Raw genomic sequence first — 15,240 nt, forward strand, 5'->3', positions numbered from 1 at the left:
GGCTTCCGCCGGGCCGCCAGCCAGGTGATCCCATTTTCTCCAATGGCAGGCTGATTCAGCGGTCCAGTCGCTGTCACACGAGGACGGCTCTGGATGATCGGGGTAGAAGTTGGGCTGGTTGAGAGTTGGTGTCTGCTTATGCGGCTCAGCCCTCAACCAGTCCCAGACCTCTGCAGCCGTTGCCGGCCAGGCCGTTGGTCGCTTACTCGGAGCGCGGCGCGCCGGGGGATGGCGTGGCTGGTTGGTCTTCGGATGGCTCAGATAATGGCTCTGAGGCTCGCCGCTGCTCTTCGGCCTCTACTATTTGCTGGAGCTGCTGATCTCGCAGCCTGGCACGCGCTTCAAGCTCAGCCAACCAGCGAAAGAAAAGGGGCGTCATGACGAGCAGGTCAACAAGGCCTGGCACCAGTAGCATGGCCCCAGCGGCTTCTTGATCGCTGAGCGGGGCAATGAGCGGGTGCGCCTGGCGGGCATAGATGGGATAAAAGATGGTGCCCGAAAAAACGAGGAGAAAAGCAAAGATGTCAATCGGCTGCCCATCAAGAAAGGCATAGAGCATCTGGGCCGGGTAGCTGAGGCGGCGGCTGACTGCTGTGGGACCGAGCAACGGCCACCAGTTGAGCAGGGCCATGAGCAGGAGGATGACTAGCGCCAGATCATAGAGCAGCGCTTGCTGGCAGGTCACCAGGTAGAGTGGCGGCAAGTGCCAGAGGAGAAAGAAGCCGTTATAGAGGATGGAGGCCGCTAAAGGCTGGGTCAGAAAGCGGAGTACGGCGGCTCCGCCAGCCCGGTGTTGGTCCTCGCCTGGCAGCAAGCGACGGCGCAGCCTGGTTGGCATGGCAATGAGGAGGAGGGGCGCACACAGGGTGCTCAGGACAATTACTTGCAACATGTGCATAAGGAAGAGTTGGCTACGGGCTAGACGGTCGATAGGGGTGACCAGGACCGCGAGCATGGCGACCAGCGCCGTGAGAAAGGCCGCGAGACGCCAGGTGGTCTGGCTGGCAGGCGCTTCGGGTTGGGGATGCTGCTGCTCCTGCCAGAGGGAGGGTAGATAGCCCAGGCAGAGCAGCAAGGCGCCGATGAGAGCAGGAATGTTGATCTGCTCGTCTAAGCTCATAAGCGGTTGCATGGGTTGTCTCTCCGTGCGCGAAACAAGTAAGATAGGATTGTCTTCTCTACCAGAGACTATAGCGCACCCTGGCCAGAGAGGTTGCTGTCTGTCCGATCCTGCGCTGCTCTACGGTTTTGGCCTTGAGCCAGGAGGGAGGCTGAGGGAAGGATGTCTAGTTCGGCCTGGAGCGAATTTGAGCTGATTGCCCGCTTGACCGCGGGTTTACCGACACGCGAGGAGGTCGTGGTTGGTATCGGCGACGATTGCGCTGTTCTCGATAACGGCGGCTCACGGTTGCTGCTGCTGACCTGCGATAGTCAGGTTGAGGGTGTGCATTTTACGCTACAGACCTCCGCGCCGGAGGAGATCGGGCGCAAGGCGCTGGCGATCAATCTCAGCGATATTGCGGCGATGGGAGGCGAGCCACGCTATGCGTTGATCTCGCTGCATATTCCGCGCCGCTGCCCGCTGGAGGTGCTGGACGGCCTCTACACCGGCCTGCGCCAGGAAGCGGCTGCCGCCCAGACGCTGATCATTGGGGGTAATGTTAGCGGCACTGGAGCGGCGGAGACGCTGGCTATCGATATCACCTTGCTTGGCGAGGTCGAGCGCGGGCGCGTCCTGACACGCTCCGGCGCTCGCGCGGGCGACACGCTCTTCGTCACCGGTTGCCCGGGCGACTCGGCGGCGGGCCTGTATTCGCTGCTGCATCCAGACCACCCCTATCCTCCGGCGGCCTGTGAGCGGCTACGAGCGGTCCATCGTGTGCCGAAACCACGTCTGGCTGAGGGGCGCCTGCTGAGTGAGCTAGGCCCTGAGATTGTGACAGCCCTCATCGATATCAGCGATGGCCTCAGCGGTGACCTGGGCCACATTTGCGAGCGCAGCGGCGTGGGGGCTTGCATCGAGGTGGCTCGTCTCCCCCTCTCGCCCGAGTTGCGTAGCCTGGCCGCCATCCTGGCGCGCGACCCGCTCGCCTGGGTCCTGCACGGCGGCGAAGACTATGAGCTGCTCTTTACAGTCGCTCCGGGCCAGGAGCAGACAGTCCTGGAGCGTTTCGCCGCGGCAGGCCTGGCTCCTCCCACTCCCATCGGGCGCATGACGGACGCCGCCAGCGGGCTGCGCCTGCGCTGGCCCGATGGGCGCGAAGAACCGCTCTCAGTGCAGAGCTGGGACCATTTCACTTCACCCCGCTAGTCAGGGGGTCCCCTCGGGCAGGCTACTCGCTGCCCGCGCAGCCTCGACTTGCCTGACAATGGCGCGCGCAGCAGCAGCGATGTCCTCGGCGTGAACCACGGCGGTGATCACGGCGACGCCGCAGGCGCCCGCCGCTATGACTTCCGGTGTGTTCTCCGCCGTGATGCCGCCAATCGCTACCAGCGGCACCCGATAGCGGGCGCTGATAGCTCGCAGGAGCTCAGGACCGGTGGCCGGGCCGGCGTCGGCCTTACCACGCGTTGGATAGATCGGGCCAACGCCCAGGTAGTCCGCTCCTTCCGCTACCGCCTGCTCGGCCTCTTCCAGGTTGCCCGCCGAGACCCCGAGGATGCGCCCGGGTCCGAGTAGCTTGCGCGCCAGGGCGACAGGCATGTCGTCCTGCCCAACGTGAGCACCGTCGGCCTCAACCGCCAGTGCCACATCAACGCGATCATTGACAATGAAGAGGGCTCCATGACGACGGGTCAGCGCGCGCAAGGCCAGGCCCTCTTCGACCAGGGTGCGGGTCGTCGCCTGCTTGTCGCGCAACTGAATGATCGTGGCGCCACCAGCCAGCGCCGCCGCCGCTACCGTCTGCATGTCGCGTCCCCGCGACCATTCGCGGTCGGTCAGGACGTGCAAAGTCAGGCGCGGGATCAATTCCTCACGTTTCCATCCCGAAGGGAGCAGAATAGCCATCAGGCCATCACCTTCACTTTCTGACCCCGATGGATCGTCTCCTCATCAAGAGCAGCTACAGCGTCGATCAGGTGAGAACGGAACGTACCCGGGCCTGCCGCCTTCTGGGCCGCCAGCTCGCCGGCCAGGCCAAGCGCCACCAGAGCAGCGATACTGGCCTTCCAGGCATCTTGCTCAACAGTGAGGAAGGCCGCCACCAGTGTGGTCGCCATGCAGCCGCTACCAGTGATGCTGGCCAGCAATGGATGCCCGTTTTCCACATAGGCCAGACGCTGGCCATCGCTGATCACGTCGCGGGCCCCCGTAATGGCTACGCAGCAGTTGAACTGGCGCGCCGCCCGTTGCGCAACGCTTTCCCGTTCCTCGGCCAGGGAGATGGCTTCAACGCCGCGCGTCTCGCCTGCGACCCCGAGTAGCGCCCCCACCTCGGAGGCATTGCCGCGCAGAGCAGTAATGCGCAGCTCTTGCAGCAGACGCAGGGCGCTTTCGGTGCGCAGACGGGTGGCGCCAGCTCCGACGGGATCAAGGACAATGGGGATCTGGCGCGCGTTAGCTCGCCGGCCCGCCAGGAGCATGGCCTCAATTTGCTCCGGCGCGAGCGTGCCGATATTGAGCACCAGGGCACTGGCCAGGTTAACCATCTCTTCTACTTCTTCACGCGCATGGGCCATCACCGGCAAGGCCCCGATGGCCAGTGTGATGTTAGCGGTGTCGTTCATCACCACCATGTTGGTAATGTGGTGCACCAGGGGCCTGCGAGCGCGAATCGCTCCTACCAGGGACGCTAGCCCTTCCAGCCTTTGCGTTCCAGATTGCTCGTCTGCTTGCTGTTGACTCACGCTACTTCTCCCTTCTGACCCTGTTTCCAGCGCCAGAAATGCTCGGTGGGTCCGTGACCATGACCGAGCCCCGGCGCATGGCGGATCGCCTCGGTCACATAGTGTTTGGCTTCGGCCACAGCTTCGGCAACAGGTAAGCCGCGGGCCAGGAAAGCGGCAATGGCCGCCGAGAAGGTGCAGCCTGTGCCGTGGGTATGGCGGGTCTCAATGCGTTCGGCGTGCAGTTCGGTGAAGCTGGACCCATCAAAATAGACATCGATCGGCGCGTCGAGGCGATGCCCTCCCTTGACAACTACATGGCGCGCGCCAAGATCGTGAATAGCCCGCGCCGCTGTGCGCATCTCTTCCAGGGTCGCGATGCGCCGCCCGACCAGCATCTCGGCCTCTGGCAGGTTGGGCGTCACCACCTCCGCCAGGGGGAGCAGCCTGTTGCGCAGGGCCGCGATCGCCTCGGGCTGCAGCAACGGGTCACCGCTTTTGGCCGCCATTACGGGATCAACCACCAGGCGAAGCTTCCAGCGGACGACGCTGCGGGCCACGGCCTCGATAATGGGCGCCGTGGCGAGCATACCGGTCTTGGCGGCATCAGCCCCGAGATCTTCGAGCACTGCATCGATCTGGGCCTCGACTAGCTCGGGCGGCAGTTCAAAGGCGGCCCGCACTCCCAGCGTGTTTTGGGCCGTGATGGCCGTAATGGCCGAGAGACCATAGACCTCCAGGGCGGCGAAGGTCTTCAGATCGGCCTGAATGCCGGCGCCAGCGGATGAGTCGGAGCCGGCAATGGTCAAAGCCCGCGGGAGTCTCTGCTCTTCGCTCATATTGTTCCTCTCTCTGCTCTTTTCCTCTTCGCTCTTTTGCTCCGTTCTGGCTTCTGGCAAAGGCTGAGTGGTCCGCTGAGGTGGCTGGGACGACTGCTATGCTACGCCGTTTTCAGGCCGGCCATTGCTCTTGCCGCCAGGCCATTTCCCAGAAGAGCCATTCATAGCAGGTGCTGATACGGAAGATCTCGTAGAGGCGAGCAATGGCCTCTGCCGAGAGGCGCTCAGCATGAGCATCCAGGCGCTCGCGGAGCCAGCGCCCAACAGCGTCGAATTCAGGGTCGGCATAGGTACGCAGCCAGTCTGCATACGGGTGGTCAGGCGCTGGTGGCTTGTTGGCCGTCAGATGGGTACCTACGTCGGCATAGATCCAGGCACAGGGCAGCATGGAGGTAATGATTTCTGGCAGTGTCCCTGTGGTGGCAATCGTCAACAGGTGGCGGGTATAGGCGTAGTTGGTGGGAGCCATTGGAGTAGCAGCCATCTGTTCAGGTGTCAGCCCGAAGCGCTCGCCGTAACGGCGGTGCAAATCCTGTTCGACGACAAGGGTATTGAGCAGCAAACGGCCAAATTGCTCGATCTCAGCATGCTCTGCGCTACGTGTCGCAGCATAGGCGAAACACTTGGCCAGCACGTCCAGAAAGAGGGCATCTTGCCGAATGTAGAATTCGAAATTGGCGCGCGGCAGAGAGCCGTCACCGAGGGCTACTACAAAAGGATGCTGCAATTGCCGTTGCCAGAGGGGCAAGACACTCTCGCGCAGACGGGCGGAGAGGCCGCTCCCCGCAGGCGTAGCGGTGGTTTCAGTGGTAGACATGATGACCTGACCTCCACAAAGCGGATCACGAGGCTGGGAGAGCGTTCAGGCCAGGAATCGCTACTAGCAGAATGAAGGAGAATGGAGGAGGAGAAAACTATGACGACTCTGCTGATGAGGCCACAGTTTTCCAGATCACCCGCGTTCCCTTCGCTGGCATTACCCAGATCAGGTCGGTTCAGGGTCCCCCACACACTCCGGTGGTGTTCTCAGCCTGGCTGTACCAAGCTCCCCTAGCGAGTACAGTTCCCTGTGTCTCACGCTGCCACGCCTGTCAGCAAGGCCGACGGCGCAGTCTTGAGCGACCGACTGGCATCTTGCTCCCCTCCATCGCTGCTCTCCGCTGTTTGCTGGCTGGTCAGCAGGCGCTGCTAGAACGGGAAAGCAGGACGAGGCAGGGAGTGCCAGCAGACAGACCGTCGCCCCTCGTCGCGGAGACACACTTTGCTCATCGCCAATTATAGCCAAGGCTAGACAGAAGTGCAACGTAATGGTCGCCGGTCTCTTGCCGCTGTGCCCGCTGGCCAGCCTGGCCAGGGGGGGCAGAGAGAGCATAGCCTTTCTGCCAGCGCCGGCCTGGAACAGGCTGTCAGCACGTCTCATTGTTGCTTCAGCAGTCGCCACGTAAGCGACTCTGGCCACCGGCCTTGCCGTTCCCCGTCGCCCTTGTTTTAGTTGCCCTGCCCACGCGGCAAAGGCAGAGCAGCCAGGAGTCGGCCCTCAATCAGAGGCTGGCCCCGCTCAGCGCGGCCCAGCAATGGAACCTCCTGAGCATAGAGGACCAGCGTCTGTTCGCCCCGAACAGTGCCAGCCGGACGCCAGACCAACAGGAGCTGATCATCAGGCGCGACCAGCAGGGTCGTCAGGAGATGATCGCCAGCCGCGAGCGCCATGCTGGCCACTCCTGCCGTCGCTCGTCCGCGCAGCGGCAATTGCTCTAAAGCGAGCCGCTTTGCGTAACCCTGCTCACTGAGCAGGAGCAAGGCCTCCCCTGCCTCCGATTGCGCTCGGCGGAGATAGCAGGCACTCACGACAGAGGCCCCAGGAGCCAGAGCCAGAGCTGTTACGCCCTGGCCGGCCCGTCCCTGCGTCCGTACCTGCTCATCAGCAAAGCGCACCGTCTGCCCTCTATCGCTGCTCACCAGATACTCGCCGCCCATCTGCACCACCAACGCCGCCACCACCGCATCATCTTCCGCGAGCTTCATATCCTGAAAACCCTCCTCATCCACCGTCCGATACTCGCTCAGCGGCGACTTTTTCATCTTGCCCTGACGACTGAAGGTCACGAGATAGCGATTCTCCTCATGGGCAGCCAGAGCAAAGAGCGCCACAGGCTCCTCACCTGGCATCAGCGCCAACAAGCGAGCCAGCGGCTCACCACGAGCCGAGCGCGTTGCCTGGGGCAGGCGAAAGGCCGGTAATTGAAAAACACGTCCGCTGGAAGCGACGCAGAGCACACTATCCTGAGAGCAGCCAACTAACACCTGACGGAGCTGCTCATCGCCGCGCACCGGCGTATAGCGCTCTCGCCTGCCACCGCTCTCATCTCGCTGCCCGTCCTCGCCCGCTCTGCGTCCCGCCTCGCCGCGCGGCAGATAGGCCCCGGGGGGCAGAGCCTTCACCGTTCCTGAGCGCGTCAGCACCAGCGTCAGCGGCGTCCGCTCATAGAGCGGGAGCACCTCGCGCACCGGCTCATCGCTGCGGGCCTGGGCATCGATCAGCGTACGCCGCGCATCGCCAAACTGACGGATGAGCTGCTGCATCTCCCTCTTGAGGAGCGCGATCAAGGCTCGCCGATCACTCAGCAGGTGCTCAAGCTCGGTCACGCGCGCCAGCAGCTCTTCGCGCTCGCGCTGATACCTGGCCGCATCCAGGCGCGTCACCTGAGAGAGGGTCATACTGGCGATCACCTCTGACTGGGCAGCCGTCAGGCCGTAACGCTCCTCAATTGCACGCCGGGCCGCCGCGCGATCCTCAGCCTGCTGAAAGAGGCGGACAATCTCCTGAGCATTGGCCGCGCCAACGATCAGGCCCTCCAGGACATGCAAGCGCTCGCGCGCCTTGCGCAATTGAAACTGCGCTCGACGCGTCAGGACATCCACCTGATGCGCATTCCAATAGTTGAGCAGCTCCACCATGCCCACCTGGCGCGGCTGACGCGCCGGCTGCATCGGCTCTCCGAAAAGGAAAACCATCTGAAAAGAAAGGGTCACCTGCAGGTCCGTCTCCTGATAGAGCTGTGTCAGCACACGCGCGGGATCGGCATCCCTTCGCAGGTCAAGCACAATGCGCGTGCCTTTCTCCGCATCGCTCTCATCGCGGACATCCGGTAGCAGCCCCTCCACACGACCCGCATTGATGGCCTCAGCAAGGGAAACCTTTACCCGATCGCGCCCCACTGGTGGGATCTGTACCACTACCAGCGAGCGACTACGCGGCGTCTCCTCAAGCCGTACCTCAGCACGAACTACAATGCGCCCCTTGCCCGTCGTAAAGTAGTCGCGAATGCCGTCCAGCCCGATCACCCGCCCCCCCTGGGGAAAATCCGGTCCCTGGATGATCGTCATCAGCTGCTCGACGCTCATGTCAGGCTGATCGAGCAAGGCAATGCAGGCCCGCAGGACCTCCGCCAGGTTATGCGGCGGAATGTTTGTCGCCAGGCCGACGGCGATGCCGCTGGAGGGATTAATGACGGGCGGCAGGCGCCCAGGCAGATAGTCTGGCTCCAAAACCTTGGGGTCCTGCTTATAGGTCGGATGTAGCGGCACCGTCTCGCACTCCAGGTCAGCCATCAAGGCCTCCGCCAGTGGCGAGAGGCGCATCTCTGTATAGCGATAGGCGGCGGGCGCATCGCCATCTTCGCTGCCCATGTTGCCCTGCCCTTCAATCAGGGGATAGCGCATCGTAAAGGGTTGGGCCATGCGCACAGCGGCCTCATAGACCGAGGCATCGCCGTGCGGATGATAGTTGCCCAAGATCAGGCCCACGACCTCAGCGCTTTTGACCGTAGGGCGGTCCGAGCGATAGCCAGCTTCGCGCATCCCTGTCAGGATACGGCGCTGGACCGGTTTCAGGCCATCGCGCGCATCCGGTAAAGCCCGATCCGTTACGACAGACAGCCCATAGGTGGCGAAAGCGCGCGCCAGCAGGACGGCGAAATCCTCTTCGCGAATGGTTCCCTGCTCAACCGAACGATCAGACATGCGTGCCATAAGTCAACCTATCCTTCTCTGCCTTGTCTCTCCCCGGCCCCGTGGCCTCCAGCGCCGCGCTGGCTAAACATCGATCTCCCTGATCTTACGGGCATGCTCGGCCAGAAAGCTACGCCGCGCCTCCGCATTGCGGTCCTCCATAAGCTCGGCCACCAATTTCGCAGCCAGGACGGCATCCTCCAGCGTCACTCTCTTCAGCGTGCGCTGAGCTGGATCAAAGGTCGTATCGCGCAACTCCTGGGGGTTCATCTCGCCCAGCCCCTTGTAGCGCTTGAACTCCAGGCCCTGGGCATCAGGGTGACTGGCCAGAAATTGCTGACGCGCCTCGTCGTCCAGCAGCCAGATCACCCGCCCCTTATAGCGCACCGAGTAGAGCGGCGGACAGGCGATGTAGACATGACCGCGCTCGATCAGCTCGCTAAACTCTTGATGGAACAGGGTAAGCAACAGGCACTGAATATGCAGGCCATCGACATCGGCATCGGTCGCAATGATGATGCGTTGGAAACGGAGCTTCGTAATATCGAAGGCGTCGCGCGTTCCCGTGCCAAGGACATTAATGATCGTGCGGATCTCCTCATTGCGCAAAATGCGCTCCAGATCGGCCTTGGCTACATTCAGGGGCTTCCCCTTCAGCTTGAGGACCGCCTGGTATTCGGAGAAGCGTCCCTGGCCAGCGCTGCCCCCTGCCGAATCTCCTTCGACAATGAAAAGCTCAGCCCGCGCTGGATCGTTGGTATTACACTTCAGAAACTTGCGCGAGAGCGCGGTATCGATCAGTTCGCCATTCTTCTTGTCGCCGCTGCGGGCCAGCTCCTCGACTAATTGGGCCTCATTGCGGGCCTTCTGCATCTGCTGAATCTTCTTGAGCCACTCTTTACCCGCAGCCGGATTGCGCTCAAACCAATCCTTGAGTCCCTCGTCGACAATCGAGCGTACAATACCCTCAACCGGGGCATTGTTGAGGCGATCCTTGGTCTGGCCCTGAAACTGCGGATTGCTCAGCTTGACCGAGATGACAGCATTGAGGCCCTGCTGAATCACCTCGGGGCGAAAGCCCTCTTTCTCGCGACTCCTGATGATGCCCCATTTCAGGGCGTAATCGTGCACAACGCGCGTCAACGCGGCCTTGAAGCCGGTTTCATGGACGCCGCCATCGCGCGTGCGCACCGCGTTGGCATAGCTGAAGAGCGTGGTTTTGAAGCCAGTAGTTGGCTGCAGAGCCACCTCCACCTGAACGCCGTCGCGCTCTCCGGCAATAGCGATCACCTGCTTAAAGAGCGGCTGACCACCCGCAGCGCCCCCAGCGGTCAGGTCGCGCACATAATCAGGCAGGCCCTCGCGCGAATAAAAGAGGTACTGCACCTGCTGACCGCTGGCCTCATCCCACAGATCGAGATGGAAGGCCACGCCGCGATTAAGGTAGGCGGCGGCCTTCAGCCGGCTCTGTACGGCTTCAGGAGCGTAGTAGGCATCGGCATCGAAGATGCTGCGGTCGTAGAGCCAGCTCAGTTGAGTTCCATGCAAACGCGGGTCACAAGAGGTGATCTCATGTGGTAAGGCGACGCCGCGCTGAAAGCGCTGGCGGAACTGCTGCCCATGGCGCCAGATTGTCAATTCCAGTTCTTCGGAGAGGGCATTAATCACCGTTGCTCCGACCCCATGCAGGCCACCGGCAGTCTTGTAGGCGCCTTCGGCAAATTTGCCGCCCGAATGAGGGACAGTCATAATGACAGTCGCCGCCGGCAGGGTTCGCCCCTGATACGTCATTGGATCAAAAGGCATGCCGCGCCCCTCGTCGCGCACTGTCACACGGCCATCGCGTTCAATGCGTACCCAGATATGGCGGCCATAGCCAGCGACGGCCTCATCGACAGCGTTATCCAGGGCCTCCCAGAGCAGATGCAGCAGCCCCGAGGTCGAGGTCGAGCCGATGTACATGCCAGGCCGATGGCGAATCGCTGTCAGCCCTTCCAGCACCTGAATATCGGCAGCCGAGTAGCCAGCAGGACCAGCGCCAGCCGCGCCCTCTTCAGCCCTATTTCTGCCCCGTCCCCTCCTCTCCCCGTCCGGCGCTCCCCTCTCCGGCTCTTCGACCTGCTCCTCCCGCGCGTGCGACGCCGCCCCCTCTTTTGGCTCTCTGGTCACTGTACTTACTGAAAAAAGTGTCAGTTGTCCGTCTATTCCTACAGGTTCCCCTGCAGGAACAGCGCTTGCCCGGGGGGAACGAGTCATCTGAGAAAGTTCCTCTCTTGCCTTTGCTGTTCTTGCCGAGACAGGATACAGCCTTGTTCGGGGAAAGTCAAGGGGGTTTTGGACCAAAAGTTCTAAACTCGCAGGCTCCTTTTGGCCTTGCTCTCTGTGGCCTGCCGGCCACGCGCGGTCTTTGACCCTGGCTCTGTCCCGGCAGCAGGCCAGAAGAAGCGAAGCGCTCACCTCGTCGGGCAGCAGGGGGAGGGAGCTGCCAGAACATCGATTGAAATTTTGACCATCATTGATTATAATCGTTTTACATTTAAAAGGGTGTCGCATCATGCCTGGTGACCCACGCCGATGGCAGCGGTCCCGGTTGAGGGCCGCAGAGCATAGCGAGACTGAAGACGGGAAGGACGGAAGGAACGTATGGCACGTCCAGCCAAGCGAGTATCTCCTGACACGCTAGGAGGGCGTATCCGCGCAGCACGGCAGAGCTTACGCCTCTCGCTGGCGGATGTCGCTGACGGTCGTTACAGCACTAGTCTGATCTCCCAGATCGAGCGCAATCGCGTTGAGCCTTCGCCCGAGAGCCTGCGCTTTCTGGCTGAGCGGCTGAATCTGCCACTGGACGATCTGATGGTCCTGGTCCAGCAGCAGCGCGAGTCGGAGGCCGAAGCCAATCGTTATAAGGAAAATGAGGAGAAGCTGAATCACGCTCTGCGCTTGCTAGAGAGCAAGCACATTAAAGCGGCGCTGGATCTGATCAAAACCATCAATATTGAGCATGCTCCTCCCTCGCTGCGCTGGAGGCTCTACGCTCTTAAGGGGCAGTGCTTCTTTAGCCTGCGCCAGTTTGTAGAGGCCCAGCGGCAGTTTTTCCAGGCTGCGGCCCTGCGCCCCGAGCGGATTCCCACAGAGCAGGTGCACGAGGCCACCCTGTTGCATCTGCATCTGGCCGCGACGTGCCGTGAGTTGGGTCACCTCGATCTGGCGAATGATCACTATGAGACTGTGCTGAGGCTGATGCAGCCAGAAACTCCCATTCACTATGTGGCAGAAGCCCACTGGGGGATCGCGCTGGTCTCATTTGAGCGCGCCGATAGTCACCGCGACGATGAGCAGTGGGCCGCCGAGTCCGAGCGGCTAAAGTATCGTGCGTTGCACCACGCTGAGAATGCGCGCACGCTCTATCGCTCGATCGGCGATGAGATCAATGAGAGCCTGCTGAGCTGCGAAATCGCTCTGATCTATCAGGGCCTGGGCCGTGTGGAAGAGGCCCGCGCCTGTTTGCGTGAGGTGCTAGAGAAGTGGCAGCCGCGCGTGGCAGCCACCCCCCCTGCGGGCAAGAATACCCTGGAGGAGCGCCGCCAGAAGCAGGAAGCGAATGTAGTTGCGGCGGCGGCTGCCTATCTGGCCAGCCTTGAGCTGCAATGTCGGCGCTATGAGCTGGCGCTGCAGTATGTCCGTCAGGCTCACGAGGCCGCGCGTAAGAGTTACATCCTGCGCCGCGCCGAGGCCTATCTGATCGAGGGCCAGATTCTCGACGCGATGGAGCAAGAGCAGGAAGCGGCTCCGATCGGCGAGTCTGGAGCTGAGCGAGCTTTCCGCGCCGCTATTGCAGAGTTGAAGCCCACGCATCGGGTGGCGGCTCTGATCCACGCTCACGACTTGCTGGGGCGCCATTTGTTGAAGAGGGGTAGGATCAAGGAGGGTGAGCACGAGCTTGACGTGGCACGCGCTCTGGCTCAGACACGTCGTCACTGGGAGGACCCGTTGGCGATGACCGATGAGATGTAAGGCGGCCTGGTCAGTCAAGGCCTGCTAGCAGCCTCTCTGGTCTGAGCAAGGCTGCGCTGACCAGGTCGGCGCAACTTCCTCCTCCGCTCCCCGTAGATTCTTGTGCGAGGCTCGCAGTGTGCGCTACGAGCTCTGTTCGATAGAAGGCCGGAGCAGAGAAGGCTGCGCGAGTCAGGAACGGCTGGCTGCCCCTCCTGGCTCTGGCTTGCATACCAAGGGAGGATCAGATGTTGAAGCCTGTGACTGGACAGTACGAGTGTCAGCGTCGTTCGCTGCCGGTGCCAGGGCTGGCCTCGCTGACCGCCCGAGTCGATCGCTTGACCTTGCTGCCTGATGGACGCTTTGTCTTGTTGACGCAAGAGCGGTCGCGTCTGGCCCAGGCCGCTCAGAGTCTGCTGGCTGGTACAGGCTCCGGCGCAGGGCCGGCTGTCAATCCGCCTCCAGCGGAGACACGGCGCGAGGGCCAGTATGTTTGCCAGGACCGCCGGCTGCTGCTACTCTTTGACGATGGCAGTCGCCTGGAGGGCCAGTTTGCCTGGAACGGCGAGGGGGTGCAGCTCGGCCCGGATTTCTTTCAGAAGATCTCCGATAGTACGCTTTTCCCTCCTCCCCAGCGCCTCAAGCAGGAGGTGGAGGAGCTGGCTAAGGGCCTCAAGATCGCTGCCACGCTTGGTAGCCTGGCTGTGAAGGCTGCCAGGGCTATCCAAAGTAGCCAACCGACGCAGACGACGGCGCCAGGCCCTGCCTCGCCTTCGCCAGCAGCTTCAACCACGGTTGGCTCTTCTGCCACTCCTTCTGCACCGGCCTTTCACTCCCCCACCAGCTCCGCACCGGCCCCGCAGGCCGCCCATCTATCGCCTGATCCCGCCGTTCCTGCCGCTGGAGCTCAGGGTCAGGCTCAGGTCGCGCCAGGGAATGAAACCTTTTTCTGCGATCAGTGTGGGGCTCGCGTGCGTCCAGGCAAGCGCTATTGCGGACAGTGCGGCGCGCTGCTTCCGTGAGCCTGCTTTCTCTGGTTCTCTCTCTCGCTCTCCTGGCCTGCCCGCCGGCAGGGCTAGCGGTTGGCTACGCTAGTGGTGAACTGCTCTCTTGAAACATCCAGGGCGCCCCTGGCGTGAATAGACTAGGAGCTTTTTTCTGGAGTTTTTTTGCATGGCTATGACCACGGAAGAACTACCTGAAAGGAAGCAGTTTCACCGGGCAAGGCGATTGACGTCTAGTCGTGCTAAGGCAGGAAAAATCTTGCAACGCGCTCAGGCCTTTTTCGTCAAGTTCAATAATGACTGGGTGATGAACCTGGCAGCAGCTCTGGCCTTCAATCTGCTGACCGCTATGGCCCCGCTGGCTGTAGCTCTGTTGGCTATTCCGGGCCTGCTCCTGGGCAAAGCCGAGGTACGTATGTACCTCAGTCAGGTGATTCTCTCGATCTTCCCTCGGATGACAGCTTCACCTGAGCTGATTGATGCGCTGCTGCGTCAGCTCAATCGCGTCTCTGGCCCTCTGGGTATTGTCTCTGTCTTGATCGCTCTCTTCACCGGCTCACGCCTCTTCGTTTTACTAGAGGGCTGCTTCGGCATTATTTACCGGCGGCGCCCGCGTCCTTTGCTCCAGCAGAATTTGATGGCTTTGGGGATGCTGCTGCTCTTCGCCGTCCTGACGCCGCTGATGGTGCTGGCGGCCAGCCTGCCAGCCCTGGTGATCTCGTTGCTGGAAAAGACAGCGCTTGGTCAGGTGCCGGGCAGCGGCTTCGTTTTTAGCCTGGGTGGCCTGCTCGGTGGCCTTGCGATTGCCTGGGTCTTCTTCTTGACAATCTATACCTTTGTACCGAATCGCCGTATCCGCTGGCGCTCAACCTGGCGCGGAGCCCTTTTGGCCGCGGTCTTGACGCAGATCTACCTGGCCCTCTTCTCGCTCTATGCGGCCCATTTCTTGAGTGGTCTGGGAGGCCAGATCGGCTTCGCTATCATTCTGGTAACCTTCTTTTACTACTTCGCTGTGATCCTTCTGCTGGGCGCCGAGGTCAATGCCTTCTTCGGTGAAAAGATTCGCTCTGCGCCAGCCGATCTGGTGACTCTGGTGGCCAATAGCAGCCGCGAGGAAAGCGCCGCCAGGTCGCAATCCTCCTCGCTCGCCGCTTCTTCTTCAGACACAGCCACCCCAGGTGCTAAAGATGCAACAGGATAATCAAGACGATGGTCACAATGTGCAGGAGCTGGTCAACCCAGAGGGCAGTGATTAGATGGTAGCGCGCTTTGAGGGGGTCGATGATCAGGTGCGTGACCAGGAGGATCAGGGTCGCCAGAGTCGAGGGGTGGGCAAAGAGAACGAAGGTGGCTGTATAGGTCGCGCAGTGATAAAAGGTCACTTCCCAGCTTTTCCCTTTCTCTAGGGCCATCCAGCTGCTTTGAAAGGCAAAGTCTCCAACAAAATGGCAGGCCAGCCAGGTGAGAAGCGTTGACCAGATGCTATTGCTGAACATAGGCCACCCCCTCTGAGCGGAGCCAGAGCTGTCAATCGGCTCTTGCGGCTAGCCTAGCAACAGAGGGGG

The 15,240-nt window shown here is 61.7% G+C and carries 12 protein-coding genes; 4 read left to right on the top strand and 8 right to left on the bottom strand.

Going from position 1 to position 15,240, the window contains the following annotated elements; translation table 11 throughout:
* Positions 1-202 precede the first annotated feature (202 nt).
* Complete coding sequence (locus tag AC6H1L_RS03955; RefSeq protein WP_497600246.1) at positions 203-1,120, bottom strand: cytochrome c oxidase assembly protein; 918 nt, start codon at positions 1,118-1,120, stop codon at positions 203-205.
* Positions 1,121-1,282: 162 nt separating this feature from the next.
* On the opposite strand from AC6H1L_RS03955, the gene thiL reads away from it, so the two are divergent.
* Complete coding sequence (thiL, locus tag AC6H1L_RS03960; RefSeq protein ID WP_497600247.1) at positions 1,283-2,311, top strand: thiamine-phosphate kinase; 1,029 nt, start codon at positions 1,283-1,285, stop codon at positions 2,309-2,311.
* Here thiL and thiE read toward each other — a convergent pair whose 3' ends face one another.
* The 6 genes from thiE to AC6H1L_RS03990 all read right to left on the bottom strand — a co-directional run bounded on the left by thiE (position 2,312) and on the right by AC6H1L_RS03990 (position 10,847).
* Entirely contained in the window at positions 2,312-3,010 is a 699-nt protein-coding gene (gene thiE, locus AC6H1L_RS03965) for a thiamine phosphate synthase (protein WP_497600248.1), read from the bottom strand.
* Positions 3,010-3,807: a hydroxyethylthiazole kinase gene (gene thiM / locus AC6H1L_RS03970; RefSeq protein ID WP_497601505.1), complete on the bottom strand. Its 798-nt coding sequence runs from the start codon at positions 3,805-3,807 to the stop codon at positions 3,010-3,012. Before thiM ends, thiE begins: the two co-directional genes overlap by 1 nt.
* A 38-nt stretch (positions 3,808-3,845) precedes the next feature.
* Positions 3,846-4,667 (bottom strand): bifunctional hydroxymethylpyrimidine kinase/phosphomethylpyrimidine kinase, encoded by an 822-nt coding sequence (gene thiD / locus AC6H1L_RS03975; RefSeq protein WP_497600249.1) that lies wholly within the window; start codon positions 4,665-4,667, stop codon positions 3,846-3,848.
* A gap of 112 nt (positions 4,668-4,779) precedes the next feature.
* Positions 4,780-5,484 carry a thiaminase II gene (tenA, locus tag AC6H1L_RS03980; RefSeq protein ID WP_497600250.1) on the bottom strand — a complete coding sequence of 235 codons (705 nt, stop codon included), beginning with the start codon at positions 5,482-5,484 and terminating at the stop codon, positions 4,780-4,782.
* Between the two features lie 671 nt (positions 5,485-6,155).
* A complete protein-coding gene (locus AC6H1L_RS03985) occupies positions 6,156-8,690 on the bottom strand; it encodes a DNA gyrase/topoisomerase IV subunit A (protein ID WP_497600251.1) in 2,535 nt (844 codons plus the stop codon).
* 72 nt (positions 8,691-8,762) lie between these two features.
* Positions 8,763-10,847: a DNA gyrase/topoisomerase IV subunit B gene (locus AC6H1L_RS03990; protein ID WP_497600252.1), complete on the bottom strand. Its 2,085-nt coding sequence runs from the start codon at positions 10,845-10,847 to the stop codon at positions 8,763-8,765.
* A 474-nt stretch (positions 10,848-11,321) separates the two neighbouring features.
* On the opposite strand from AC6H1L_RS03990, the gene AC6H1L_RS03995 reads away from it, so the two are divergent.
* The 3 genes from AC6H1L_RS03995 to AC6H1L_RS04005 all read left to right on the top strand — a co-directional run bounded on the left by AC6H1L_RS03995 (position 11,322) and on the right by AC6H1L_RS04005 (position 14,876).
* On the top strand, positions 11,322-12,692 hold the full coding sequence (locus tag AC6H1L_RS03995; protein WP_497600253.1) for a helix-turn-helix domain-containing protein: 1,371 nt from the start codon (positions 11,322-11,324) through the stop codon (positions 12,690-12,692).
* A 227-nt stretch (positions 12,693-12,919) separates the two neighbouring features.
* Positions 12,920-13,693, top strand: coding sequence for a zinc ribbon domain-containing protein (locus AC6H1L_RS04000; protein WP_497600254.1), 774 nt, complete (start codon positions 12,920-12,922; stop codon positions 13,691-13,693).
* Between the two features lie 241 nt (positions 13,694-13,934).
* The gene (locus tag AC6H1L_RS04005) at positions 13,935-14,876 is read left to right on the top strand and encodes a YihY/virulence factor BrkB family protein (RefSeq protein WP_497600255.1); all 942 of its coding nucleotides are present in this window, start codon (positions 13,935-13,937) and stop codon (positions 14,874-14,876) included.
* Here the strand turns inward: AC6H1L_RS04005 and AC6H1L_RS04010 are convergent.
* On the bottom strand, positions 14,857-15,171 hold the full coding sequence (locus AC6H1L_RS04010) for a DUF3307 domain-containing protein (protein WP_497600256.1): 315 nt from the start codon (positions 15,169-15,171) through the stop codon (positions 14,857-14,859). The genes AC6H1L_RS04005 and AC6H1L_RS04010 overlap by 20 nt on opposite strands.
* Positions 15,172-15,240 lie beyond the last annotated feature (69 nt).

The sequence above is a fragment of the Thermogemmatispora argillosa genome (assembly GCF_059696725.1).